This is a genomic window from Christiangramia flava JLT2011 (assembly GCF_001951155.1).
In the GTDB taxonomy this organism is placed as follows: domain Bacteria; phylum Bacteroidota; class Bacteroidia; order Flavobacteriales; family Flavobacteriaceae; genus Christiangramia; species Christiangramia flava.
Window position 1 is genome coordinate 1,726,568 of record NZ_CP016359.1, and the last position, 22,834, is coordinate 1,749,401.

Consider the following 22,834-nt stretch of genomic DNA (forward strand, 5'->3'; position numbering starts at 1 on the left):
ATATAAAACTAAAATAAAAATGCGGGCGAGCCTTGAAAGCCTTTTAAGTATTTTATAACATGAAAAAATTTCCTGAAACTATGTGAATGGCTAAATTTGAGAGTATTTTAAGTACTAATCACTAAAAAAAATTGAATAATTATGTCATTTGAGTTACCAAAATTGAAATATGCTTTCGATGCACTGGAGCCTCATATTGATGCTCGTACGATGGAAATCCATCACGACAAGCACCATGCAGGATATACCAGTAAGTTGAATGCGGCCATTGAAGGCACGGATATGGAAGGAAAGAATATTGAAAACATCCTTCAGAACCTGGACATGTCTAACAGCGCTGTTCGTAATAACGGCGGCGGTTTCTATAACCACAGTTTATTCTGGGAGATCATGTCTCCCGAAGGTGGAGGAAAGCCGGAAGGCGAGCTGGCTGAAGCGATCGATAAAAAATTCGGTTCTTTTGAAGCTTTTAAAGAAGAATTTTCCAAAGCGGCTGCCGGCCAGTTTGGTTCCGGATGGGCATGGCTTTGTGTGCATAAAGGCGGCGAAGTAGAAGTTTGCTCTTCTGCAAACCAGGATAACCCGATCATGCCAGGAATTGGCTGCGGAGGGCAACCTATTCTTGGATTAGATGTTTGGGAACATGCCTATTATCTAAATTATCAAAATAAACGTCCTGAATATATCGATGCATTCTTTAATGTGATCGACTGGCAAGAAGTTTCAAGCAGGTACGCTAAAGCGAAATAATCCTTGAACTTTACCTATCAAAGGCTGCGGGATCGTAGCCTTTTTTTATGCTGAAAAGTTTACCAATAAAAAAAGGTGGAAAGTTATTCCACCTTTTTTTGCCCCAAATCTACCATGAACTTAACCTACTTATGCTATGGTTCAATAAAGATAAAAAGAAAGTTGGTATCGTCAAGATATTTTAGACGAACTACCTGAAAATCAGTTAAAAAGAATGGAATTTTTTCTTGTTGAATTGGGTTAAAAAAAGGCTAAACAGAATTTTAAAGAAGAATCGGCCTAAAATAAAAAAAGGCGGAATGTTATTCCACCTTTTTTTGCCCCAAATCTACCATGAACTTAACCTACTTATGTTATGGCAATACTAAAGTAGATAGAAAAATGTTCTGCCCAAAGATTATTAGACGAAGGGCTTATAAATTAGATGAAATGCATTTTTAATACGCGCGATCCTTTTTCCCTTCAAAGAAATTCATGAATGCCCTGTTAACCACGCGGTTACCTCCCGGAGTAGGGTAATCCCCTGTGAAATACCAGTCTCCAAGGTTCTTAGGGCAGGCTTCATGCAGGTTTTCCACCGTTTGGTAGATCACTTTTACATCGGCATTGATCTCGGGATCACATAGTAGTTCTGAAATTTTATCAGAGATCTGCTGGTCGCTGAATGGTTCGTAAATCTCTTTCACGAAATTCTGAACATCCTGATCTTCCAAGTCTACCTGTTCCTTGCATTTTTCATAAACTTCTTCCACCAGTTCGTATCGGCCGGCTTCTTTTAAAAGTTCTAATGCTGCGCGGAAGGCCACGAGGTCTTCCAGCCTGGCCATGTCTATCCCGTAACAATCTGGATACCTGATCTGCGGAGCTGAAGACACTACGACGATCTTCTTCGGGTTAAGGCGATCCATCATTTTGATGATACTCTTTTTGAGCGTGGTCCCGCGAACAATACTATCATCAATAATAACCAGATTGTCGCTCTCCTTGACTACGCCGTAAGTCACATCATAGACGTGGGCGACCAGATCATCCCTGCTGCTGTCTTCCGTAATAAAAGTTCTGAGTTTTACATCTTTGATCGCAATCTTTTCCGTCCGAAGACGATGAGAAAGGATCTCCTGCAGGCGTTCGTTGGTGAGTTTATCCTTTTCAGCTAAAATTGCCTCGTTCTTCTGAAGGTTTAGTTCGTCCTGTGCGGCTTCCACCATTCCGTAGAATGAAGTTTCCGCCGTATTCGGAATAAAGGAGAAAACAGTGTTGAGTGTGTCTCTTTCTATGGCTTCCAGTACCTGAGGCATAAGCAAACGACCTAATTTCTTCCGTTCTTCATAAATTTCAGCATCACTACCGCGGGAGAAATAAATTCTTTCGAAAGAACAGGCCTTTCGCTCCAAAGGTTCGATAATTTCCTTGATCTTGGTGCTGCCGTTCTTCTTGGTAATAATCGCGTGACCTGGAGGTAATTCCTGCACGTCTTCAAAATCTACGTTGAAAACAGTTTGAATCACTGGCCTTTCTGAAGCGACCACCACAACTTCATCATCTTTATAATAATAGGCAGGGCGAATTCCAGCTGGATCCCTCAAAACGAAAGAATCACCGTGACCCATTAGTCCGGCCATGGCATAACCTCCGTCCCAAAGTTTAGAAGATTTTTTCAGGATTTTGGCAACGTTCAGTTGTTGAGCGATGTGCGGGGAAGCTTCTTTTTTTGAGAAACCTTCTTTCTTCAATTTTTTATAGAGCTTTCGAACTTCTGAATCCAAAAAGTGCCCGATCTTTTCCATGACGGTCACCGTATCTGCCCGCTCTTTCGGGTGCTGACCAAGTTCCACAAGGTTGTTAAATAAGCGGTTAACATTGGTCATATTGAAATTCCCGGCTACGATGAGGTTTCGGTGCATCCAGTTGTTCTGTCTCAGGAAAGGGTGAACGCTTTCTATGCTGTTTTTTCCGAAGGTTCCGTAACGAACATGTCCAAGGAACAATTCTCCCAAATAGGGAATATGCCTTTTCTGAAGTTCCACATCTTCCGCATACTGCGGATTTGCCTTGATTTCATCATTGATGCGCTGGTTGATTTGTTCGAAAATATCCTGAATGGGCTGCGCCTGGTTGGAGCGAATTCGGCTGATGTAGCGTTCTCCAGGAAGGGTGTTGAGTTTGATGCTGGCAAAACCCGCTCCATCCTGGCCGCGGTTGTGTTGTTTTTCCATCATCAGGTACATTTTGTTCACCCCGTAAAAGGCTGTGCCATATTTCTCTTTGTAATAATCAAGAGGTTTCAGTAGGCGAAGCAATGCAATCCCGCATTCATGTTTTAAAGCGTCACTCATGTTGTAGTTGTGTTGTAGGTATTGTCACAAAAAAAGCCCTGAAATTACAGGGCATGTTATTTTAGTTCATTTTGGTTTCGTACTGAGTCAGTTTCCTGAACTCATTCAGCCGTTCGTTCACTTCGCTTCTATCGAGGCTTTCCATGCGTTCCGTTCCGAATTTCTCAACGCAGAAGGAGGCCAGGTTCGAACCATAGATAATGGCACTTTTCATATTCTCAAAACTCACATCATTGGTTCTGGCAAGATAGCCTATGAAGCCTCCGGCGAAGGTATCCCCGGCACCGGTTGGATCAAAAACTTCTTCGAGTGGCAAAGCCGGTGCGAAAAAGATCTGTTCTTGATGGAAAAGCAGGGCGCCGTGTTCTCCTTTTTTGATTACTATATATTTAGGCCCCATATTAGCAATAATTCTCGCAGCTTTTACAAGGGAGTGTTCTCCTGAAAGTTGTCTTGCTTCCTCGTCGTTGATCGTGATCACATCTACCCTGGCGATCACCTTTTTCAGGTCTTCCAAAGTGTTGTCCATCCAGAAGTTCATGGTGTCTAACACAACCAGCTTCGGATTCTCCACCTGTTCCAGTACGCTCAATTGCACTAATGGATGGAGGTTTCCAAGCATCACATATTCCGCATCTTTAAAAGTATCAGGAACTTTTGGGTTGAAATCTGCCAAAACATTCAGCTGCGTATCCAGCGTATCACGAGTGTTCAGATCATTGTGGTAACGGCCGCTCCAGAAGAATGTTTTTCCGCCTTCCACGATCTCGATACCGTCAATATTGATATTATTTCTGGTGAGCAGGTCAAGGTATTCCTGAGGAAAATCTTCTCCAACTACCGAAACAACGGCGCTTTCCACATCAAAATTGGAAGCAGAAAGGCCAATATAGGTTCCGGCTCCACCAAGGATTTTATCTGTTTTACCAAATGGAGTTTCAATAGCATCAAAGGCTACGGTCCCCACGATTAGTAATTTGCTCATAACTGGTTTTAAAATTACGCTGCAAATATACAGTTTGTTTTTCAAGCAGTAAACTTCAATTTCCCGGCTTGTAACCTTTATCGTCCAGCAGCTTTTTTCCTTTGGAGGCAATCACTGCCAGTGCATCGCACCGCTCGTTCTGCGGATGATCATTATGGCCTTTGATCCACTGGAATTTGACCTGGTGTTTTCGGTATACTTTCAGGAATTCCATCCAGAGATCAGGATTTTTTCGATTTACAAAAGCCTTTTTCTCCCAATTAAAGACCCAGCCTTTATTCACCGCATCTGCCACATATTTGCTATCTGTAAAAACCAGGACGCTGGTTCCCGGATTCTTTAATTTTTTAAGGCCTTCGATTACGGCCAGTAATTCCATTCTGTTATTCGTAGTATGCTTATAGCCTGCGGAAAATTCTTTTTTGTAGGGTTTTCCCACCCATTCCAGGATAACACCATAGCCTCCTGGACCGGGGTTGCCTCTTGCGGCACCATCGGTATACATATGAACGGTTGGTTGTTGCACTAAGCCTGTTTTTCTAGGAGTTCTTCAATTACTTCCGGGAAGTGGCGGTATTCCAGTTCGTGGATCTTTTGCGCCAGGCTGTCTGGCGTATCAGTATTGTCCAGCTGGGTTCTTGCCTGGAAAATTATTCGGCCTTCGTCATATTGATCGTTGACGTAATGAATGCTAATTCCACTTTCCTTTTCCTTATTGGCGATCACCGCTTCGTGAACCCGCGATCCATACATCCCTTTTCCGCCATAAGCCGGAAGCAGGGCAGGATGGATGTTGATCACCTTATTCGAAAATTGCTGAAGGATTCGCTTGGGCATGAGCCAAAGAAAACCTGCCAGGACGATAAGGTCTGGTTTCATATCTCGAAGCACATTCAGAACTTCATGGGAATGGTAAATTGCTTCCTTATCGAAATGAAGGGCTTTCACGTTGAGATCATGGGCCTTTTTGAGAGCTCCGGCAGACCGGCGATTGGAGAAAAGAGCCACAACTTCTGCTTTTTCTGACTTTTGAAAGTGTTTGATGATATTTTCGGCGTTGGTACCGTTGCCGGAGGCAAAAATTACAATCTTCTTGGGTGGTTTTTGTTGATTGCTCAAAATAAGGCTCTTAACATTAATTAAAGGGTAAAATTAATCGGTTTAATTGAAATTGTTGTAAATTAGAATCACATTTTTTGAGTAAAAATCGGTTTTAAAATAAAGTTTTTTATTTTTGCCACCTAATCAAAATTAAAATAAAAAATTATGTCAGACATTGCATCAAGAGTAAAAGCTATCATCGTTGACAAACTAGGAGTTGACGAGAACGAAGTTGTAAACGAAGCAAGCTTCACCAACGACTTGGGTGCTGATTCATTAGACACAGTGGAATTGATTATGGAGTTTGAGAAGGAGTTTGATATCCAGATTCCAGACGATCAGGCTGAAAATATTGCCACTGTAGGTCAGGCAATCTCTTATATTGAAGACGCTAAAAAATAAAAATTAAAACACCTTTATGGAGTTAAAGCGAGTTGTAGTTACAGGGCTTGGAGCCTTAACCCCAATCGGTAATAATCTCGACGAATACTGGGATGGACTGGTTAACGGAAAAAGTGGTAGTGCTCCTATCACTTATTTTGATACCGAAAAGTTCAAGACTAAATTCGCTTGTGAACTCAAAAATTTCAATCCGCTGGATTACTTCGATCGAAAGGAAGTAAGAAGGCTGGATCGTTTTGCTCAGTATGCCTTAGTATCATCTGATGAAGCCATAAAAGATTCCGGAATAGACCTGGACAAAGTCAATAAATATCGAGTTGGCGTTATCTGGGGAGCTGGTATCGGTGGACTTGAGACTTTCCAGGACGAAGTGATCAACTTTGCTCAGGGAGACGGGTCGCCTCGATTCAATCCTTTCTTTATCCCGAAAATGATTGCAGATATTGCTCCTGGTAATATTTCCATTCGCCACGGGTTTATGGGTGCGAATTATACGACGGTTTCTGCCTGTGCTTCTTCGGCTAATGCCATGATCGATGCGTTGAACAACATTCGTCTGGGCTATTCAGATATGATCGTGACCGGTGGTTCTGAAGCTGCCGTAACGATTGCAGGAATGGGAGGTTTCAACGCCATGCATGCGCTTTCAACCCGAAATGAAACTCCGGAAACTGCATCAAGACCTTTTGATGCTACCAGAGATGGTTTCGTTCTTGGAGAAGGAGCAGGCGCTTTGATTCTTGAGGAATACGAACACGCGAAAGCCCGAGGAGCGAAGATTTATGCCGAGGTATTGGGTGGTGGATTGTCTTCAGACGCCTATCACATGACTGCCCCGCATCCAGAAGGAGACGGTGTGGTAGCCGTGATGGAAAATTGCCTTCGCAATGCAGGCCTGAAACCTGAAGACGTGGATGCCATCAATACTCACGGAACTTCTACCCCTTTGGGAGATGTTGCCGAGTTGAAGGCGATCTCAAAGGTTTTTGGAGAACATGCCAAGCATATCAATATCAATTCAACCAAGTCTATGACCGGTCACCTTCTTGGTGCAGCCGGAGCGATTGAGGCCATTGCCTCCATCCTGTCGATGAAGAACGGTATCATTCCGCCAACAATCAATCACGAGACGGTAGATGAAAATATTGATCCGGAGTTGAATCTTACTCTGAACAAAGCTCAGAAAAGAGACATTGACGTGGTGATGAGCAATACCTTTGGTTTTGGAGGTCACAACGCCTGTGTAGCTTTCAAGAAATTTCACGAGTAAATCCATGAGTGTTATAAGAAACATATTAAATTCCCGCTCTTCTAAAGGCGGGAATTTTTTTAATGTACTTACTCAAATTCTCGGGTTTCGGCCTAAGAATATTTCCCATTACAAAAGGGCCTTTACCCATCGCTCGTTGAATAAAAAGGATGCTGATGGAAATGCGATCAATTTTGAACGGCTGGAGTTTTTGGGGGATGCCATGCTCAGTGCCGTGGTTGCTTCCCATTTGTTTAAAGCCGTTCCCGGTGGCAATGAAGGTTACCTTACCAAGATGCGTTCAAAAGTGGTAAGCAGGAAGCACCTCAATGAGCTCGGAAAAGACCTGCGGCTTATCGATCATATCGAGACCAATATCCCGAAGGAACAATTTGGAGTGAACGTACACGGAAATCTTTTTGAGGCGCTGGTTGGTGCGATCTATCTGGATAAAGGCTATAAATATTGTAAGCGTTTCATTTACGAACGCGTGATCGACCCGTATGTCGATATTGAGCAACTGGAAGGGAAGGTCATCAGTTACAAAAGTTTGCTCATTGAATGGTGCCAGAAAGAAAAAAAGGAATTCGACTACGAAGTGTATGAAGATACCGGTCGGGATGAGCTCAAACATTTTGGTGTCAAGCTCCGCATCAACGACCGTGTAGTGGCTAAAGCGCGAGCAACCTCCAAGAAAAAGGCAGAGGAAAAAGCCTCGAAGAGAGCATACTATGCGCTTCAGAATAAAATGGAATAATTTTTAACGATTTAACCTAAACTAAAACGTTTTCGTAAAAAATTATGAATTTTTTGGGGCTATAATCGTCATTTTCTCAATCATATATTATCTTTAAACTCTTAAAGTGTTGATTTATGCAATCGCATAAAATGCTGCTAGAAGTTGAAGACGACTTTTTTAATCTCATCGCCATTTATTCCTCACTTGAAGGATTTAAAATGGCGTATTTTTTAAATAAGTATCTTGATCTGAAGCTCCAGCGCGAAAGAAGGGATATAGACTTTAACCACGGAGAAATCGAGGCTGCTTACGCTCTTTACGCTCATAAAGATCCTTCCTGTCCCGTCATTTTTCACCTGGTAGCCAATAAATTCAAGGGAGAGCCTAAACGTATTTTAAGTTCCGGTTCGCTCTTTGCTGAAGAGGAAGTAAGGCCTCAGGAAGTCTACCTCGTACCCGAGTATAATAAGGTGGATTATTTCCTGAAAGTGAGCGAGGAAATGCAGCAGAAAGATTTCAGCCGCCTGCTAACAAAGGTTTCGCAAATACCCCAGATCCAGGCAGCCTATGCGGTTGACACAGAAAATTTAAAATCCAAACAAAATCTAATATTCGAATAATGCCCACCAACAAAAAAACTAAAATTGTCGCGACTTTAGGCCCGGCCACAAGTAACAAGGATATCCTGCGAAAAATGCTGCAGGAAGGTGCCAATGTATTCCGGATAAATTTCTCTCATGCCGATTATGAAGATGTAAAGGAGCGCATCCAGATGATCAGGGATCTGAACAAAGAAGAAGGTTTCAATGCTGCAATTCTTGCTGATCTGCAGGGACCTAAACTGCGTGTTGGTGTCATGAAAGAAGAAGTGGTGGTAAGTGAAGGAGATGAGATCACCTTTGCGACCGGTGAAGAATTTAAGGGCACTGCTGAAAGGGTGTATATGAATTATGATTCATTCCCAAGAGATGTAAAAGCCGGGGAACGCATTCTTCTGGATGATGGAAAACTGATTTTTGAGGTACTCAGCACCAATGAAAAAGATGAGGTAAAGGCCAAGGTTATTCAGGGAGGCCCGTTGAAATCTAAAAAAGGTGTCAACCTTCCCAATACCAATATCTCGCTTCCTGCCTTGACTGAAAAAGACGTGAAAGACGCCAAATTCGCTTGCCAGCTGGAGGTAGACTGGATCGCACTTTCCTTTGTGCGTCACGCAGAAGATTTAATCGAATTGCAGAATCTCATCCGTGAGCATTCACAATATAAAATACCAATCATCGCCAAAATCGAAAAGCCGGAAGGTGTAGCCAATATCGATAAGATTGTAGCTTACTGTGATGGGCTGATGGTGGCGCGTGGCGACCTGGGAGTAGAAGTTCCGGCACAGGAAGTTCCGCTGATTCAGAAGAAACTGGTTCTAACGGCAAAAAAAGCCCGAATACCGGTTATTATCGCTACCCAGATGATGGAAACCATGATTACCAGCCTCACGCCTACCAGGGCAGAGGTGAACGATGTGGCAAACTCGGTGATGGACGGGGCAGACGCCGTGATGCTAAGTGGGGAAACTTCCGTTGGACAATACCCGGTTCAGGTAATTCAGAAGATGGCATCGATTCTTCAAAGCGTGGAGAATTCGCCACTCATCAAGGTTCCACATGAGCCACCGCACGTACGCACCAAACGCTACATTACCAAAGCGGTTTGTTTTCATGCGGCCCATATGGCAAACGAAATCAAGGCCAAAGCGATTTGCACCCTTACAAATAGCGGATACACTGCTTTCCAGATTTCTGCGTGGAGACCGGAAGCACATATTCTCGTGTTCACTTCGAACCACCGTATCCTGAATCAATTGAGCCTGTTATGGGGCGTGAAGGCCTTTTTCTACGATAAGTTCGTTAGCACCGATGAAACTATTGATGATATCAATGACCTGGCGAAGAAGAACAAGTTCGTGGAAGCCGGTGATTTTACCATCAATCTGGCTGCGATGCCAATTACTGCTAAGGGAATGGTCAATACCCTCAGAGTTTCAGAGATCGAATAAAAAATTTATTTGGAAATTGAAAAGCCGCAAAACTAGTTTTGCGGCTTTCTTTTTTTGCGTTTTCTATGCTGAAAGTAGACGAGGAACGAGGTGATAAAGAACACGATGGAATATTCCCCGAGATCTGAAATCGTAAAACCTACCGCCTTGTTCTGCGAATACAATAGCAGCATTTCAATTAATATCGCGATCGACACGCCTATCAGGGCTATGATGAGTATTCTGAATATGGATTTCATCTGCTGAAAATTAACTGGTTAAAACTTAAATTTTAACTGAACCGAAATTTCCTTTTTTTCCTCTTTTTCATCTTCGGTATTCAGATTTGAAAGGGAGATCCCCAATAACCTTACCGAATTTTTCATTTTCTCCTGATATAGTAATTCTTTGGCAATTTCCAGGATCAGGTCTTTGGAAGAAATGTAGTAGGCCAGCGTCTTGCTGCGTGTTTGCAGCGTAAAATCACTGTACTTGATCTTCAGTGTGACCGTTTTCCCCGCTACCTGGCTTTTTTGCAACCTCCGTTCAATTTCTTCGGCAATATTCTGAAGACGTTCCAGCATAAAGATTTCCGAAGAAATATTTTCGCTGAAAGTTCTTTCGGCACCCAGAGATTTCCTGATGCGATTGGGTTTCACCGGGCTCAGGTGAATACCACGCACCACCTTGTAGAAATGGCCGCCGCTTTTACCGAAGTGTTCCGTTAGGAATTCCTCGCTTTTTTCCTTGAGATCCTTCCCGGTAAAAATCCCGAGACGGTACATTTTTTCGGCAGTCACCTTTCCAACACCATAAAACTTCCGGATATCGAGTTCTTCCAGAAAAGGGATGACCTCCTCGGGGCCCACCGTTTTCTGGCCGTTGGGCTTGTTCACATCACTGGCCACCTTGGCGATGAACTTATTGATGGAAATTCCCGCCGAAGCATTCAAACCGGTTTTTTCCTTGATCTTTTGCCTGATCTCCTGCGCGATGAGCGTTGCGCTGGGATTTCCCTTCTTATTCTCTGTAACATCAAGGTAAGCCTCATCCAGTGACAAGGGTTCTACCAGATCAGTATATTCCAGGAAAATTTCCCTGATGCGCTGCGATAATTCGCGGTAGCGTTCAAAACGGGCTTTCACAAAAATGAGTTCCGGGCAATTTCTTTTGGCAATAATGCTGCTCATAGCACTTCGCACACCAAATTTACGGGCTTCATAGCTGGCGGCGCTTACTACGCCGCGATCAGAACTGCCACCAACGGCCACAGGTTTTCCACGCAGATCGGGATTATCCAGCTGTTCCACAGAAGCATAAAAGGCATCCATATCGATATGTATTATTTTTCGCTGGTCTTCCACCGGAGAATTGAAAAGTTTGTCGGGAATTCGGTTTAAAAGTACTAATTTTAGAAGACTTTAAACCTTAAAAAAATACCTCATTTCATGCAGCGATTTGGAAAAACCGCCATTATATTAGGCGCTACTGGTCTTACCGGAGGCGTTTTGCTGGATCTTTTGCTGAAGGATGAGCGCTATGAGCAGATCAAGCTTTTTACCAGGAGCCGAACAGGCCTGAAAAACCCGAAAATTGAAGAATACCTGATCGATCTTTTTGAGATGGAACAATTCAAAAACCTCTTTCAGGCAGATGAGGTCTATTGCTGCGTGGGAACTACCCAGAAAAAGACTCCCGATAAGGATACGTATCGGCAAATCGATTTCGGCATTCCCGCAACAGCCGCAAAAATGGCTGCAGAAAACGGTATTGAGGTTTTTCTGGTAATTTCAGCCATGGGCGCAAACCAGAATAGTCGTATTTTTTATAACCGTACCAAGGGTGAAATGGAAGGCGCCGTGTTGGATGCCAAAATTTCGAAGACTCATATTTTAAGACCTGCCCTGATTTCGGGAGACCGGGAAGAATCACGTCCCGCGGAATTCTTCGGAAAAAAACTGATGCAAGCCCTGAACCCGCTGCTTCGCGGGAAATTAAAGAAATACCGCAGCATTCATCCCAAAGAGATTGCAAAATCCATGATCTTCCTGGCTAATCATCATTTTGACAAAAAGATTTTAGAATCAGATGAAATAAAGGATATTGCAGCAAAAGAAAATGTATGATCGAAACCGAACGCAAATTCCTGGTAACTTCCGAAGATTTTAAAAAACAAGCCACGGAACAGAAAGTTTTCCGCCAGGCTTACCTGAATACAGATCCACAACGTACCGTGCGCGTGAGGCTGACTGGTGATACCGGCTACCTCACGATCAAGGGAAAGTCCAGTAATTCGGGGATGTCCCGATATGAGTGGGAAAAAGCTATTCCAGCCGCAGAAGCTGAAGAATTGCTGAAAATTTGCGAACCTGGAATGATCGAAAAAACACGATTTCTGGTTCCTGTTGCCGGACATACATTTGAAGTGGACGAGTTTTTCGGAGCTCATACCGGTCTTATAATTGCCGAAATCGAACTGAAAACCGAAGATGAGGATTTTGAGCGTCCGCAGTGGCTGGGAAAAGAAGTGACCGGGGACCTGCGCTACTATAATTCACAACTCATCAAGAAACCGATAAAAAATCAACAGGATGAATAAATTCATTTTCCTTTTTGCACTAATACTTTTGTCATGTGGCAACCCGGAATCACGGGAACAACAGGCTGAAGAACTGGAAGAAACCAAAGATTCGGTGCAGGCTCCCTCACAGGAAGAGATTGCCCGCGAGCTTCAGGAAAAGGGCTATCAAACTTTTACTTACAAGGAGGACGACACGAGTTATTTGATGCAGCAATACTTCCTGGTCTTCCTGAAATCTGGTCCCAACCGTAACCAGGATTCTACAGAGGCAGCGGAACTTCAGAAAAGGCACCTGGAACATCTCAGCAGGATGTATACCGAAGGTTATACGAGTTTAACCGGGCCGATGGGTGATGATGGCGATCTTCGTGGGATTATAGTTTACAACACGCCAACGCAGCAGGAAGCTGATAGCCTGGCGCGGCTGGATCCCATGGTCAAGGCCGGGAGACTGGAGGTCGAAGTGCACCCCTGGTGGGTCGCCAAGGGCGGTAAATTGCAGTAAATTTTACGCGGAAACAATCTTTTTCTTGATCTCTTCCTTTGGAAGTACACCAGATTGTCTCCAGATCTGCTGGCCGTTCCTGAAAAGGATCATCGTAGGTATGCCACGAACCTGATATTTGGCGGCAAGCGGCTGATTTTTATCTACGTCGATTTTTACAATTTTCACGTCATCGCCAAGTTCTTCCTTGACTTCTTTCAGGATTGGTGCCAGCATTTTACACGGGCCACACCAGTCGGCAAAAAAATCAACCAGTACAGGTTTTTCACTTTGAATGATTTCGCTGAAGGAACTTTTCATAACTCGGTATTTTCCTATAAAAATACAAAGAGCTTTTCAGAAATAATCTGAAGAAAAACTAAAAAATCAGCCCCGAAAATAGGATTTCCCGGGGCTGACTCTAACCAACAACTAACATTAAACAAAATCAAAAATCATTTCCATCCGCCACCCAGCGCTTCATACAGGTCTACGACGGCCTTCAACTGGTTATAACGGGCGGTGGTTAGGCTAAGCCGCGCATTCAGGGCATTTTGCCGGGCGGTAAGCACTTCCAGGTAATTTGCCAGACCGTTGTTCAGCAATTCTTCGGAATAACTGGTAGCCAGGTCGTAGGCTTCAAATTCTTTATTTTTTACTGAAATTTTATCAGTGGCCGCTTCGTAGGAATACAAGGCATCTGAAACTTCTTTGGAGGCATTCAGAATGGCTTTTCTGAAGTTGAGCCTGGCCTGTTCCTGCTGTGCTTCGGAAACTTCAAATTGCGTCCTGATCCTTCTTCCGTTAAGGACCGGCTGTGCGAGACCGCCAACAAGGGTGGCAAAAAGGGAATTGGTATCCAGTAAATCTGAAGCATTCAAAGCCTGCAGTCCGCCGGTTGCGGTGAGTGTAAGGCTGGGATAGAAGTTACTTTTGGCAACATTGGTGAGTTCAAATGCGTTTACCAGGTCATATTCCGCCGCGATCACATCGGGTCGGTTCCTCAAGAGCTGGGCCGGAACTCCAATCTGTAGATCAGTAGTGATCTTTTGTTCATCCAGGCTGTTACGATTGATGGCGTCTGGGCTTTGTCCCAGCAAGATCGAAAAAGCATTTTCAAGAATCTTGCGCTGGTTCTTCAAATCTATCAGGATTCCCTGTGCATTGTATAGCTGGGCCTCGGTTTGTTTCACACCAACTTCCGTAAGATTTCCTGCTTCTTTTAAAGCTCTGGTCGTTTCCAGGCTATTTTCCCGGGTCTCAATCGTTTCTTCGGTAATCTGAATTTGTTCATCCAGGGACAATAACTGGTAATAAGTCGAAGCGATATCGGCTACCAATCTTGTTTTGACTGCCTGATGGGCGGCAACACTTTGCAGGTAGCTTGCTTCGAAAGCCCTTTTCTGACTCCTGATCTTTCCCCATATATCGGCTTCCCAGGAGAGATTTCCACTTAATTCATACTGGTCTACTGAAGAAAAAAGCCCTCCAAACTGGCTGTTGGCCGAAAGTTCCTGGTGCGTATACTGGCCTTTGGCGTTCAAAGTTGGAAGATACCCGGCTTTTCCCTGTTTTACGTAAGCTTCAGCGACAAGTACCTGCTGGATGGCCACCCGAATATCAATATTTTGCTCCAGGCCTTCTTCGATATACTGCTGAAGCTGTGGGTCGTTAAACATATTTCTCCAGGAAACTTCAGCCATATTCAGGCTGTCCTGTGGGAAAGCATCGGTTCGGTAATATTCTTCCCTGACCACTTCCGGCTGTTCGTAGGTTCTGGCCACGAAACAGGATTGCAAACTTAAAAAGGCAAGACCCGTGATCAATATTTTAAGATAGGATGATGTCATAGTTCTAATTTGCTGTATCATTTTTTGAAATAACGGCGTCTGGCTTTTTCCCAATTCTTTCCTGTAACCACTGGAAGATGATGAATAACACCGGGATCACGAATAAGCCGAAAATCGTTCCCACAAGCAATCCTCCTGCAGCACCGGTACCGATGGAGCGGTTACCCTGTGCGCCTACCCCATTCGCGAGTACCAGTGGTAAAAGCCCCAGAATAAAGGCAAAAGAGGTCATTAGGATAGGGCGGAGCCTTACCTTTGCGCCATCCAGTGCCGCTTCAGTAATTGAAAGACCTTCATAGCGGCGCTGCCTCGCAAATTCCACGATCAAAATGGCATTTTTAGCCAGCAGTCCAATCAGCATGATCAGGGCGATCTGGAAATAAATATTATTCTGCAGTCCGGCCATCCAGGTGGCGATATATGCGCCCGCAACCCCAATAGGAAGGGAGAGAATTACCGAAAATGGCAATAAATAGCTTTCGTACTGGGCCGCCAGCAGGAAGTAAACAAATACGATACTGAGCATGAAAATGATTCCGGCCTGTCCGCCTGATGCGATCTCTTCTCGTGTCAATCCTGAAAATGCAATATCATAACCCTGTGGTAGAACTTTGGAAGCCGTTCTGCGAATTGCATCGATCGTACCCCCGGAGCTGTAACCCGGTGCAGCGGTTCCGTTAAGGGATACGGCGTTAAACAGGTTAAACCTGCTGATGGTTTGCGGTCCATAAATTCTGTTGAGGCTTACGAACTGTGAAACCGGGGCCATTTCTCCTTCCGAAGTTCGTACGAACATGCTGTTGAGACTGGCCTTGTTTACACGGTCTTCCGGCAGAGATTGCACAAATACACGGTATTGTTTTCCGAAGCGGCTGAAATTCGCCGTATAAATTCCACCAATATAACCCTGCAATACCGACAAAATATCGTTTACGCCCACGCCGGCTTTTTTCGCCATTGGCACATCTATATCTATTCGCAACTGCGGATAATTCGTGCTAAAAGGATTAGAAGCGTAAGCCACTTCGGGCTGTTGAATCAAATTGGTTACAAACTCGTTGGCGGTTTCATCCAGATCTTCCAGGCTGCCGGCCTCACGGTCCAACAATTGCATCTCAAAACCATCGGCACTACCAAAACCAGGTACCGAAGGCGGTGTGAAATAGATGATCTTCGCATCGCTGAAGCTGGCCGATTTCTGGTTGAGCTGTGCAATGATATTGTCTATGGAAGTAGCATCGGTATCGCGGTCATCCCAGTCTTCGAGAATGATGAATCCCATGAAATTGGAACTACCGGCGCCCGAGAAAAAGTTTCTTCCGGCGATCACGGTAGCGGTTCGTATTCCCTCAACGGTCTGCATTTGCTCGTAGAGCTGGGTGGCCGTCGTAAAAGAACGATCAAGTGAAGAGCCTGGCGGCAGGTCACCATTTACAAAGATTACCCCGCGATCTTCAGTAGGCACAAAGCCTGAAGGAATGGATTTATTGATGAAAAAGATACCCACTGCAGTGAGCGCAAGAATACCCAAACTCAGCCATTTATGCCTTGTTAGAAATCCCAGCGAGCGAGAATACTTCTGCTTGGTGGCTTCAAAACCGGCATCAAAAGCTCGGTAAAACTTCTGAAGGAAATTCCTTTTTTTATCTTCTTCGTCTTTCGGTTTCAGAAATAAGGCACATAAAGCGGGGCTCAGGGTCAGTGCGTTCACCGCGGAAATCAGGATCGCAATGATCAGCGTTACCCCGAACTGCTCGTAGAAAACTCCAGCCGGTCCTTGGATAAAGGTAATGGGTATGAATACGGCGGCCATGACGAGGGTGATGGAAACGATCGCCCCCGCAATTTCGCTCATAGCTGAAACGGACGCTTTACGGGCGCTTTTTTCACCACCTTCGAGTTTCGCGTGAACGGCTTCCACAACTACGATCGCATCATCTACCACAATCCCGATGGCCAGCACCAAAGCGAATAGCGTAAGAAGATTGATAGAATATCCAAGCAGGTTCAGGAAAAAGAAGGTTCCTATGATGGAAACCGGTACGGCAATTGCCGGAATGAGGGTGGATTTGAGGTCCTGGAGGAAAATGAAAACCACCAGGAACACCAGTATAAAAGCTTCAATCAGGGTGTGCTGCACCTTCGAGATCGATGCCGTGAGGAATTTATTGGTATCATAATTAATAATGTAATCCACTCCTTCCGGAAAATCCTTTTTTAATTCTTCCAGGCGGTCATAGATCTTTTCAATAATCTCCTGGGCATTCGATCCCGGGGTCTGGAAGATCCCGAAACTCAGCGCCGGGTAACCCTTCGACCTGGAAAGCGAGGAATAAGATTGCGCACCCAGTTCCACACCGCCCACATCCTTGAGTCGCAGAAATTCTCCATTGGGCTGGGCTTTGATAATGATATTTTCATACTGATCAGCCGTTTTATAACGCCCGCCATATTTCAGTACATATTCAAAAGATTCCCCGGCATTTTGACCTAAAGAACCTGCAGCGGCTTCCAGACTCTGTTCTCCAATAGAAGCAACGACGTCACCGGGAACAAGTCCATAACTGGCCATTTTCGCTGGATCGAGCCATACGCGCATCGCGTAATCCTTTCCGCCGAAAACGTTCACATCACCCACACCATTGATTCGCTGTAGTTCAGGTTTAACGTTAATATTCAGGTAATTCTGAAGGAATGTATCGTCATAATCGGGATTCGTAGAATATAAACCGGCATATAATAATGCTGAATTCTGAGCTTTGGTAGTGGTTACTCCCGAGCGGATCACTTCTGAAGGAAGCACCGCATTTGCTCTGGCAACGCGGTTCTGCACGTTCACCGCGGCAATGTCTGGATCATAACCCTGTTCGAAAAACACGCGAATACTCGCAGTTCCATTATTACTGGCACTGGAGGTGATGTATTTCATTCCTTCTACCCCGTTGATCTGTTCTTCGATTGGGATGATCACACTTTCCACGATGGTTTCGGCATTGGCGCCGGGATAGGAGGCGCTTACCTGTACCGTTGGGGGGGCGATATCTGGATATTGCGTTACCGGAAGCTGCGTGAGTCCAAGCACTCCCAGGATAACGATAATGATCGAAATAACCGTAGAAAGAACGGGACGTTCAATAAATGTTCTTAGCATAATCTGGGATTATTTGAATACCTGGTCAAACGAATTAGTGATACTGTCCAGGCTCACCTTTTTGGGCTCGATCTTCATTCCCGGCCGAACTTTGGAAGTTCCCTGCGCCAGGATGAGGTCTCCTTCTTTCACACCGTCATTTTCATCAACGACATATAGTTTTTTCACCTCATTTAGAATGCTGATGGCGCTGGAAACCAGTGAATCGCCCTTCAGCTTATACACGAAGGTAGAACCCTGGCGTTCGTAGGTAGAAAGAGCCGGAACAACCAATGCTTTTTCGTAGGTTTTCGGTACCCTGATGGTTCCAGTACTACCGTTTCTTAGTAAACCAGTATTTTTAAATTTCGCCCGGAAATTCACCGTCCCTGTCTGTTCGTCGATGCTTCCTGAAATAGTTTCGATCTTTCCTTCCAGTTCGTAATTCTTTCCGTTGGCCATGACCAGCTGAACCTTCGGTAAACTGTCAATTTTTTCTGAAGTGCTGTTGCCCTTCGACTCGCTCATGAAGTCTAGGAATTCTTTTTCATTCATCGAAAAATTGGCAAAAATCTCCTCAATGGAAGACACTTGCGTCAACGGCGTTTGATCTTGCTGACTCACCAATGCGCCTTTGCGATAATTAATTTTTCCAACCACACCATCTACCGGACTTTTGATCTGTGCATAGCCAATATTCGCAGCAATGCTGTTATAACCGCTTTTCGCCTGTTGCAGTTTTGCCTTGGCAGTTTCGAGTTGCACCTCGCTGATGATGTTCTTTTCTACCAGAGGTTTCAGTTTGTCTACTTCTACCTGGGCAGCGTTCACATTGGCCTTAGCAGCCTGTGCATCCTGCGAAAGGGATTCGGTTTCCAACTGAAATAACAACTGCCCTTTTTTCACTTCTTCGCCTTCCTGTACCAGAACATTGGTAATATACCCCGATACTTTTGCGCGTACTGCCGAATTCACCGAACCTTCGATAGTGGCCGGATAAGCATTGTAAGCCGTCACGGTCTTCCGGGAAATTTCCAGAACGGGATAGACGGGAGTTGTGGTATTGGCCTGGGCATTTTCAGCTTTAGCCTCATCGTTGCCGCAGGAATATAGGCCTGCTAAGCTAGCAAGGGCCAATAAGGAAAGAATCAAATTCTTCTTTTTCATAGCAATTTTTGATCGTTTAGTTGTTCTGATGTTCTGAAACTCGCTCGATAGTGAGCTGTAAATTTTTCTTTTGGGCCAGTAAATAATCCTTGAACATCAATGGGATATGGCCGTCTTTTTCAAATTTTTCCTTGTTGTTTTCTGAATTGAACGCGATAACCTTTTCCATTAACCGTATTTCTTCGGAAATGGCCTGCAGATATTCCTTCAGGGTATTTTCCAGGTAAGTTTTGCTGGCCCTGAAGTAGCGCCGGCGATCCCCGGGTTTCGTAAAATAATCTACTTTCCTGGTTTGCATGAGCAAATTCAGCTGGGTGCTTACCGAGCTTTTGCTGGCATCGGTGATCTGCATGATCTCGTCAAAAGTGTGACCGTCGTTTGGAGAAAGGATCATCGTCGCATAGATGCGGGCTGCCAGGGGTGCCAGCTGATGCGCCTTTTCAAAATGAAGGCCTAATTCCTCGATCAGTTTTCTTTTTTCCGGAGAACAACAGTTCATTTTCTGTGATTTTGGGTGCAAAATTAAATGTTCAGTTCGGAACTTACCGAACCAAACAAACTAAAGTTTTGTTAAGACCCGTTAGTATTAAGACTGTTTTCAGCTAAATGGTTTAATCTGAAAAGCAAAAAGTCGGCACGCGGCCGACTTTTCTTTGTTAATTCTGAAGAATTTATTCGGAATAAATACCGATTTCCAGTTCGCCATCCCTGTTCATCGTTGCGCGATACATGCCGGCCGTGTTGAATTCCATCGCCACATGACCGTCGTGGTCGATAGCAACGATACCACCGTCACCACCCATTTCCGGTAATTTCTTCTGTATGACCTCCCGGGCAGCTTCCTGAAGGCTTAAACCTTTGTACTCCATCAATGCTGAAATATCGTAAGCCACCACGCCGCGAATGAAAAACTCACCCCAGCCGGTACTGGAAACGGCACAAGTTGCATTATTGGCGTAAGTTCCGGCTCCAATAATGGGGGAATCACCAATACGGTTATATTTTTTGTTAGACATCCCGCCTGTAGATGTACCCGCGGCCAGATTGCCGTTTTTATCGAGAGCGGCGCAGCCCACCGTTCCGAATTTTTCGTCTTTTATAAAAGGGTCATAAAAAGCTGTTTGATTGGTGGCTTCTTTCTCGCGATCACGGGCTCTTTCCATTGCTTTGAACCTTCTTTCCGTATAAAAATAACTGGGATCCACTATTTCCAGTCCCTGTTCTTTCGCAAATTGTTCAGCGCCCTTTCCGGAAAGCAGCACGTGTTCGGAATTAACCATCACCTCGTACGCCAGGTTAATTGGGTTTTTAACATTGGTCACACCGGCAACGGCTCCGGCATTCTTCGTGGCACCGTCCATAATCGATGCGTCCAGCTCATTCTTACCTTCATTGGTAAAAACTGCTCCTTTCGCTGAATTGAAAAGTGGGCTGTCCTCCATCACATTGATGGTTCGTTGCACAGCTTCCAGCGCAGTACCACCGTTGGCCAGGATCTCGTGACCTGTGCGAATGGCTTCCTCGAGTTTCTGCTTATACGCCAGCTCGAGAGAATCGCTCATGTTTTCTTTCAGGATGGTGCCGGCACCACCATGGATCACGATACCAAAGTTTGGCAGGGTATCGGTTTCTTGTTGCTGGTTTCTTTCTGAAGAAGTGGCTGTATGCTCATTGTTTTCGCCCTTCTGTTCGTTACAGGAAATCAAGAACACCAGGCTCAGGAAAAGTAAAAGCTGTTTCATAAAAATTGGTTTGCCGAAAGTTAGTCAATTTCAACCTGATCTAAAACAGGCCACAAAGACTTAAATTCATGCTAATCTCGCCAGTAAATCTTTTTCAATTGGGTAATTTTAGGAAAACTTAAAATTATGCCAGTTAACGAACCTTTTAATCTCAGCAAGTGGATCGAGCAGAACCGAGACAGCCTGAAACCACCGGTTGGAAACCGGAACCTCTATAAAGAAAGCAAGGATTATATCGTCATGATCGTGGCCGGGCCAAACGCCCGTAAAGATTATCATTATAACGAAACCGAAGAACTTTTCTACCAGCTGGAAGGAACTATTGAGGTACATGTACAGGATAAGGGCGAGAAAAAAACGATGAAATTAGGCCCGGGCGATATGTACCTGCATCCGGCAAAAATGCCACATTCGCCCGTCCGTCAAGAGGGTTCTCTGGGACTGGTTGTAGAACGAAAGCGATTGGATATTGAAGGAAAAGACGGACTGTTATGGTATTGCGATAATTGCAATCACAAGCTGTATGAAGTTTATTTTCCGTTGCAGGATATTGAAACCGATTTTCTGAAACACTTCAGGCATTTCTACGGAAGCAAGGAACTTCGCACCTGCGACAATTGTGGCCATGTGATGGAAAGTGATCCGCGTTTTGTATCTGATGAGGATTAGCGATTAAAATTTATTATTTTCGCAAGAACTACACAAAATAACAGATAAAAACGCAATTTAATGAATAAAATCGCTGAAGAATTTGGGATTAAACAAGCCCTGAAAGATTTAGGCTTAAACGAAATAAATAACGGGACTTCTACCGGCGAAAACTGGTTCAGCCACGGGGAAGTGCTCGAGTCATATTCACCGGTTGACGGTGCTCTTATCGGGAAGGTTAAAGCAACCACTGCGGAAGATTACGAAAAAGTGATCACGACTGCAGAAGAAGCTTTTAAAGAATGGAGAACCTGGCCGGCTCCCAAAAGAGGAGAAGTAGTTCGCCAGTTCAACGATGAACTCCGAAGGCTTAAGGAACCGCTTGGAAAACTGGTATCTTATGAAATGGGTAAATCGTACCAGGAAGGTCTTGGTGAAGTTCAGGAAATGATCGATATCTGTGATTTTGCAGTTGGTCTTTCCAGGCAGCTGCACGGTTTGACGATGCACAGCGAACGCCCAGGACACCGCATGTATGAACAATATCACCCTCTCGGAGTAGTGGGAATTATTTCCGCATTCAACTTTCCGGTAGCCGTATGGTCCTGGAACACGGCGCTTGCCTGGGTTTGTGGAGACGCCTGCATCTGGAAAGGATCTGAAAAAACACCGCTAACTTCAGTCGCCTGCCAGAATATTGCTGCCAGGGTCTTTGCTGAAAATGGTGTTCCGGAAGGAATTTCAGCTTTGATTACCGGGGATTACCGGGTAGGTGAAATGATGACCAAAGATGAACGCGTCCCACTGATCTCTGCTACGGGATCCATCAGAATGGGAAAAATTGTCGCACAGGCAGTAGCCGCAAGACTGGGAAAATCGCTTCTGGAACTTGGCGGAAATAACGCCATTATCGTTACGCCAGATGCCAATATTAAGAATACGGTGATCGGTGCGGTATTTGGAGCGGTTGGAACCTGCGGCCAGCGTTGTACTTCTACGCGAAGACTTATTGTTCACGAAGAAGTCTACGATAAGGTGAAGGATGCGATCGTCAACGCTTACAAGCAGATCAGGATTGGGAACCCACTGGATGAAAACAACCATGTAGGACCGCTAATCGACAAAGATGCCGTGAAAAATTACCAGTCGGCTCTGGATAAGGTGGTGGAAGAAGGCGGAAACATTCTCGTGGAAGGCGGCGTGCTGGAAGGCGAAGGTTACGAAAGTGGCTGTTATGTGAAACCGGCAATCGCTGAAGCGGAAAATCATTTTGAGATCGTTCAACATGAAACCTTCGCACCGGTGCTGTATTTACTGAAATATTCCGGAGATGTGAGCGATGCTATCGCGATTCAGAACGGTGTAAAACAGGGACTTTCTTCAGCAATTATGACTAATAATCTTCGGGAAGCCGAAAGATTTCTTTCTTCGGAAGGCTCAGATTGCGGAATTGCCAATGTCAACATCGGAACTTCAGGAGCCGAGATCGGCGGTGCTTTTGGTGGGGAAAAGGAAACCGGCGGCGGCCGCGAATCGGGTTCTGACGCCTGGAAAGTCTACATGAGAAGACAAACCAATACGATCAATTATACCACTGAACTGCCTCTGGCACAGGGAATCAAATTCGATCTGTAAACCGGT

23 protein-coding genes are annotated in these 22,834 nt (G+C 44.8%); 11 read left to right on the forward strand and 12 right to left on the reverse strand.

Annotated features, from left to right (window positions below; all coding sequences use genetic code 11):
- Positions 1 to 141: 141 nt before the first annotated feature.
- On the forward strand, positions 142 to 750 hold the full coding sequence (locus GRFL_RS07395; RefSeq protein ID WP_083644005.1) for a superoxide dismutase: 609 nt from the start codon (positions 142 to 144) through the stop codon (positions 748 to 750).
- 437 nt (positions 751 to 1,187) lie between these two features.
- Here the strand turns inward: GRFL_RS07395 and GRFL_RS07400 are convergent, their stop codons facing one another.
- From GRFL_RS07400 to purN, 4 genes are all read right to left on the reverse strand, one after another.
- Positions 1,188 to 3,086 (reverse strand): amidophosphoribosyltransferase, encoded by a 1,899-nt coding sequence (locus tag GRFL_RS07400; protein ID WP_083644006.1) that lies wholly within the window; start codon positions 3,084 to 3,086, stop codon positions 1,188 to 1,190.
- 61 nt (positions 3,087 to 3,147) lie between these two features.
- On the reverse strand, positions 3,148 to 4,071 hold the full coding sequence (locus GRFL_RS07405) for a PfkB family carbohydrate kinase (protein WP_083644007.1): 924 nt from the start codon (positions 4,069 to 4,071) through the stop codon (positions 3,148 to 3,150).
- Between the two features lie 55 nt (positions 4,072 to 4,126).
- On the reverse strand, positions 4,127 to 4,597 hold the full coding sequence (gene rnhA, locus GRFL_RS07410) for a ribonuclease HI (RefSeq protein ID WP_083644008.1): 471 nt from the start codon (positions 4,595 to 4,597) through the stop codon (positions 4,127 to 4,129).
- Positions 4,597 to 5,190 carry a phosphoribosylglycinamide formyltransferase gene (gene purN, locus GRFL_RS07415; RefSeq protein ID WP_083644009.1) on the reverse strand — a complete coding sequence of 198 codons (594 nt, stop codon included), beginning with the start codon at positions 5,188 to 5,190 and terminating at the stop codon, positions 4,597 to 4,599. The genes rnhA and purN overlap by 1 nt, the downstream gene beginning before the upstream one ends.
- Positions 5,191 to 5,337: 147 nt before the next feature.
- Between purN and GRFL_RS07420 the strand changes: the two genes are divergently transcribed.
- The 5 genes from GRFL_RS07420 to pyk all read left to right on the forward strand — a co-directional run bounded on the left by GRFL_RS07420 (position 5,338) and on the right by pyk (position 9,612).
- Positions 5,338 to 5,574 carry an acyl carrier protein gene (locus GRFL_RS07420; protein ID WP_013069791.1) on the forward strand — a complete coding sequence of 79 codons (237 nt, stop codon included), beginning with the start codon at positions 5,338 to 5,340 and terminating at the stop codon, positions 5,572 to 5,574.
- A gap of 16 nt (positions 5,575 to 5,590) precedes the next feature.
- A complete protein-coding gene (gene fabF / locus GRFL_RS07425) occupies positions 5,591 to 6,844 on the forward strand; it encodes a beta-ketoacyl-ACP synthase II (protein ID WP_083644010.1) in 1,254 nt (417 codons plus the stop codon).
- Between the two features lie 4 nt (positions 6,845 to 6,848).
- Positions 6,849 to 7,580, forward strand: a complete 732-nt coding sequence (gene rnc, locus GRFL_RS07430; RefSeq protein WP_083644011.1) for a ribonuclease III — start codon at positions 6,849 to 6,851, stop codon at positions 7,578 to 7,580.
- A 131-nt stretch (positions 7,581 to 7,711) separates the two neighbouring features.
- Positions 7,712 to 8,182 (forward strand): IPExxxVDY family protein, encoded by a 471-nt coding sequence (locus GRFL_RS07435; RefSeq protein WP_236995899.1) that lies wholly within the window; start codon positions 7,712 to 7,714, stop codon positions 8,180 to 8,182.
- Complete coding sequence (gene pyk / locus GRFL_RS07440; RefSeq protein WP_083644013.1) at positions 8,182 to 9,612, forward strand: pyruvate kinase; 1,431 nt, start codon at positions 8,182 to 8,184, stop codon at positions 9,610 to 9,612. Before GRFL_RS07435 ends, pyk begins: the two co-directional genes overlap by 1 nt.
- 32 nt (positions 9,613 to 9,644) lie before the next feature.
- On the opposite strand, the gene GRFL_RS07445 is transcribed toward pyk, so the two are convergent.
- Both GRFL_RS07445 and dinB read right to left on the reverse strand, forming a co-directional pair.
- Complete coding sequence (locus GRFL_RS07445) at positions 9,645 to 9,851, reverse strand: hypothetical protein (protein ID WP_083644014.1); 207 nt, start codon at positions 9,849 to 9,851, stop codon at positions 9,645 to 9,647.
- Between the two features lie 18 nt (positions 9,852 to 9,869).
- Entirely contained in the window at positions 9,870 to 10,955 is a 1,086-nt protein-coding gene (gene dinB / locus GRFL_RS07450; RefSeq protein WP_083644015.1) for a DNA polymerase IV, read from the reverse strand.
- A gap of 84 nt (positions 10,956 to 11,039) precedes the next feature.
- On the opposite strand from dinB, the gene GRFL_RS07455 reads away from it, so the two are divergent.
- The 3 genes from GRFL_RS07455 to GRFL_RS07465 are packed head-to-tail and all read left to right on the forward strand — an operon-like array spanning position 11,040 to position 12,677.
- Positions 11,040 to 11,717, forward strand: a complete 678-nt coding sequence (locus GRFL_RS07455; RefSeq protein ID WP_083644016.1) for an NAD(P)H-binding protein — start codon at positions 11,040 to 11,042, stop codon at positions 11,715 to 11,717.
- On the forward strand, positions 11,714 to 12,190 hold the full coding sequence (locus GRFL_RS07460; RefSeq protein WP_083644017.1) for a CYTH domain-containing protein: 477 nt from the start codon (positions 11,714 to 11,716) through the stop codon (positions 12,188 to 12,190). The genes GRFL_RS07455 and GRFL_RS07460 overlap by 4 nt, the downstream gene beginning before the upstream one ends.
- Complete coding sequence (locus tag GRFL_RS07465; RefSeq protein ID WP_083644018.1) at positions 12,183 to 12,677, forward strand: YciI family protein; 495 nt, start codon at positions 12,183 to 12,185, stop codon at positions 12,675 to 12,677. The genes GRFL_RS07460 and GRFL_RS07465 overlap by 8 nt, the downstream gene beginning before the upstream one ends.
- Before the next feature lie 3 nt (positions 12,678 to 12,680).
- Here GRFL_RS07465 and trxA read toward each other — a convergent pair whose 3' ends face one another.
- The 6 genes from trxA to GRFL_RS07495 form a co-directional block, all read right to left on the reverse strand.
- Complete coding sequence (trxA, locus tag GRFL_RS07470) at positions 12,681 to 12,977, reverse strand: thioredoxin (RefSeq protein WP_083644019.1); 297 nt, start codon at positions 12,975 to 12,977, stop codon at positions 12,681 to 12,683.
- A gap of 134 nt (positions 12,978 to 13,111) precedes the next feature.
- A complete protein-coding gene (locus tag GRFL_RS07475) occupies positions 13,112 to 14,527 on the reverse strand; it encodes an efflux transporter outer membrane subunit (protein WP_423738282.1) in 1,416 nt (471 codons plus the stop codon).
- A complete protein-coding gene (locus tag GRFL_RS07480; protein WP_083644021.1) occupies positions 14,511 to 17,657 on the reverse strand; it encodes an efflux RND transporter permease subunit in 3,147 nt (1,048 codons plus the stop codon). Before GRFL_RS07480 ends, GRFL_RS07475 begins: the two co-directional genes overlap by 17 nt.
- A 9-nt stretch (positions 17,658 to 17,666) precedes the next feature.
- Positions 17,667 to 18,803: an efflux RND transporter periplasmic adaptor subunit gene (locus GRFL_RS07485; RefSeq protein WP_083644022.1), complete on the reverse strand. Its 1,137-nt coding sequence runs from the start codon at positions 18,801 to 18,803 to the stop codon at positions 17,667 to 17,669.
- A 16-nt stretch (positions 18,804 to 18,819) separates the two neighbouring features.
- Entirely contained in the window at positions 18,820 to 19,302 is a 483-nt protein-coding gene (locus tag GRFL_RS07490; protein ID WP_083644023.1) for a GbsR/MarR family transcriptional regulator, read from the reverse strand.
- Between the two features lie 172 nt (positions 19,303 to 19,474).
- Positions 19,475 to 20,545: an isoaspartyl peptidase/L-asparaginase family protein gene (locus tag GRFL_RS07495; RefSeq protein ID WP_083644024.1), complete on the reverse strand. Its 1,071-nt coding sequence runs from the start codon at positions 20,543 to 20,545 to the stop codon at positions 19,475 to 19,477.
- A gap of 126 nt (positions 20,546 to 20,671) precedes the next feature.
- On the opposite strand from GRFL_RS07495, the gene GRFL_RS07500 reads away from it, so the two are divergent.
- Positions 20,672 to 21,214 (forward strand): 3-hydroxyanthranilate 3,4-dioxygenase, encoded by a 543-nt coding sequence (locus tag GRFL_RS07500; RefSeq protein ID WP_083644025.1) that lies wholly within the window; start codon positions 20,672 to 20,674, stop codon positions 21,212 to 21,214.
- 60 nt (positions 21,215 to 21,274) lie between these two features.
- A complete protein-coding gene (amaB, locus tag GRFL_RS07505; RefSeq protein WP_083644026.1) occupies positions 21,275 to 22,828 on the forward strand; it encodes an L-piperidine-6-carboxylate dehydrogenase in 1,554 nt (517 codons plus the stop codon).
- The last annotated feature ends 6 nt before the right edge of the window (positions 22,829 to 22,834 follow it).

Excerpts from the sequence above, each read along its gene's own strand:
- GRFL_RS07395 (WP_083644005.1), top strand. The coding sequence starts at position 142 with ATGTCATTTGAGTTACCAAAATTGAAATATGCTTTCGATGCACTGGAG.
- GRFL_RS07400 (WP_083644006.1), bottom strand. The coding sequence starts at position 3,086 with ATGAGTGACGCTTTAAAACATGAATGCGGGATTGCATTGCTTCGCCTA.
- GRFL_RS07405 (WP_083644007.1), bottom strand. The coding sequence starts at position 4,071 with ATGAGCAAATTACTAATCGTGGGGACCGTAGCCTTTGATGCTATTGAA.
- GRFL_RS07420 (WP_013069791.1), top strand. The coding sequence starts at position 5,338 with ATGTCAGACATTGCATCAAGAGTAAAAGCTATCATCGTTGACAAACTA.
- fabF (WP_083644010.1), top strand. The coding sequence starts at position 5,591 with ATGGAGTTAAAGCGAGTTGTAGTTACAGGGCTTGGAGCCTTAACCCCA.
- rnc (WP_083644011.1), top strand. The coding sequence starts at position 6,849 with ATGAGTGTTATAAGAAACATATTAAATTCCCGCTCTTCTAAAGGCGGG.
- GRFL_RS07435 (WP_236995899.1), top strand. The coding sequence starts at position 7,712 with ATGCTGCTAGAAGTTGAAGACGACTTTTTTAATCTCATCGCCATTTAT.
- pyk (WP_083644013.1), top strand. The coding sequence starts at position 8,182 with ATGCCCACCAACAAAAAAACTAAAATTGTCGCGACTTTAGGCCCGGCC.
- GRFL_RS07445 (WP_083644014.1), bottom strand. The coding sequence starts at position 9,851 with ATGAAATCCATATTCAGAATACTCATCATAGCCCTGATAGGCGTGTCG.
- GRFL_RS07455 (WP_083644016.1), top strand. The coding sequence starts at position 11,040 with ATGCAGCGATTTGGAAAAACCGCCATTATATTAGGCGCTACTGGTCTT.
- GRFL_RS07460 (WP_083644017.1), top strand. The coding sequence starts at position 11,714 with ATGATCGAAACCGAACGCAAATTCCTGGTAACTTCCGAAGATTTTAAA.
- GRFL_RS07465 (WP_083644018.1), top strand. The coding sequence starts at position 12,183 with ATGAATAAATTCATTTTCCTTTTTGCACTAATACTTTTGTCATGTGGC.
- trxA (WP_083644019.1), bottom strand. The coding sequence starts at position 12,977 with ATGAAAAGTTCCTTCAGCGAAATCATTCAAAGTGAAAAACCTGTACTG.
- GRFL_RS07475 (WP_423738282.1), bottom strand. The coding sequence starts at position 14,527 with ATGATACAGCAAATTAGAACTATGACATCATCCTATCTTAAAATATTG.
- GRFL_RS07480 (WP_083644021.1), bottom strand. The coding sequence starts at position 17,657 with ATGCTAAGAACATTTATTGAACGTCCCGTTCTTTCTACGGTTATTTCG.
- GRFL_RS07485 (WP_083644022.1), bottom strand. The coding sequence starts at position 18,803 with ATGAAAAAGAAGAATTTGATTCTTTCCTTATTGGCCCTTGCTAGCTTA.
- GRFL_RS07490 (WP_083644023.1), bottom strand. The coding sequence starts at position 19,302 with ATGAACTGTTGTTCTCCGGAAAAAAGAAAACTGATCGAGGAATTAGGC.
- GRFL_RS07495 (WP_083644024.1), bottom strand. The coding sequence starts at position 20,545 with ATGAAACAGCTTTTACTTTTCCTGAGCCTGGTGTTCTTGATTTCCTGT.
- GRFL_RS07500 (WP_083644025.1), top strand. The coding sequence starts at position 20,672 with ATGCCAGTTAACGAACCTTTTAATCTCAGCAAGTGGATCGAGCAGAAC.
- amaB (WP_083644026.1), top strand. The coding sequence starts at position 21,275 with ATGAATAAAATCGCTGAAGAATTTGGGATTAAACAAGCCCTGAAAGAT.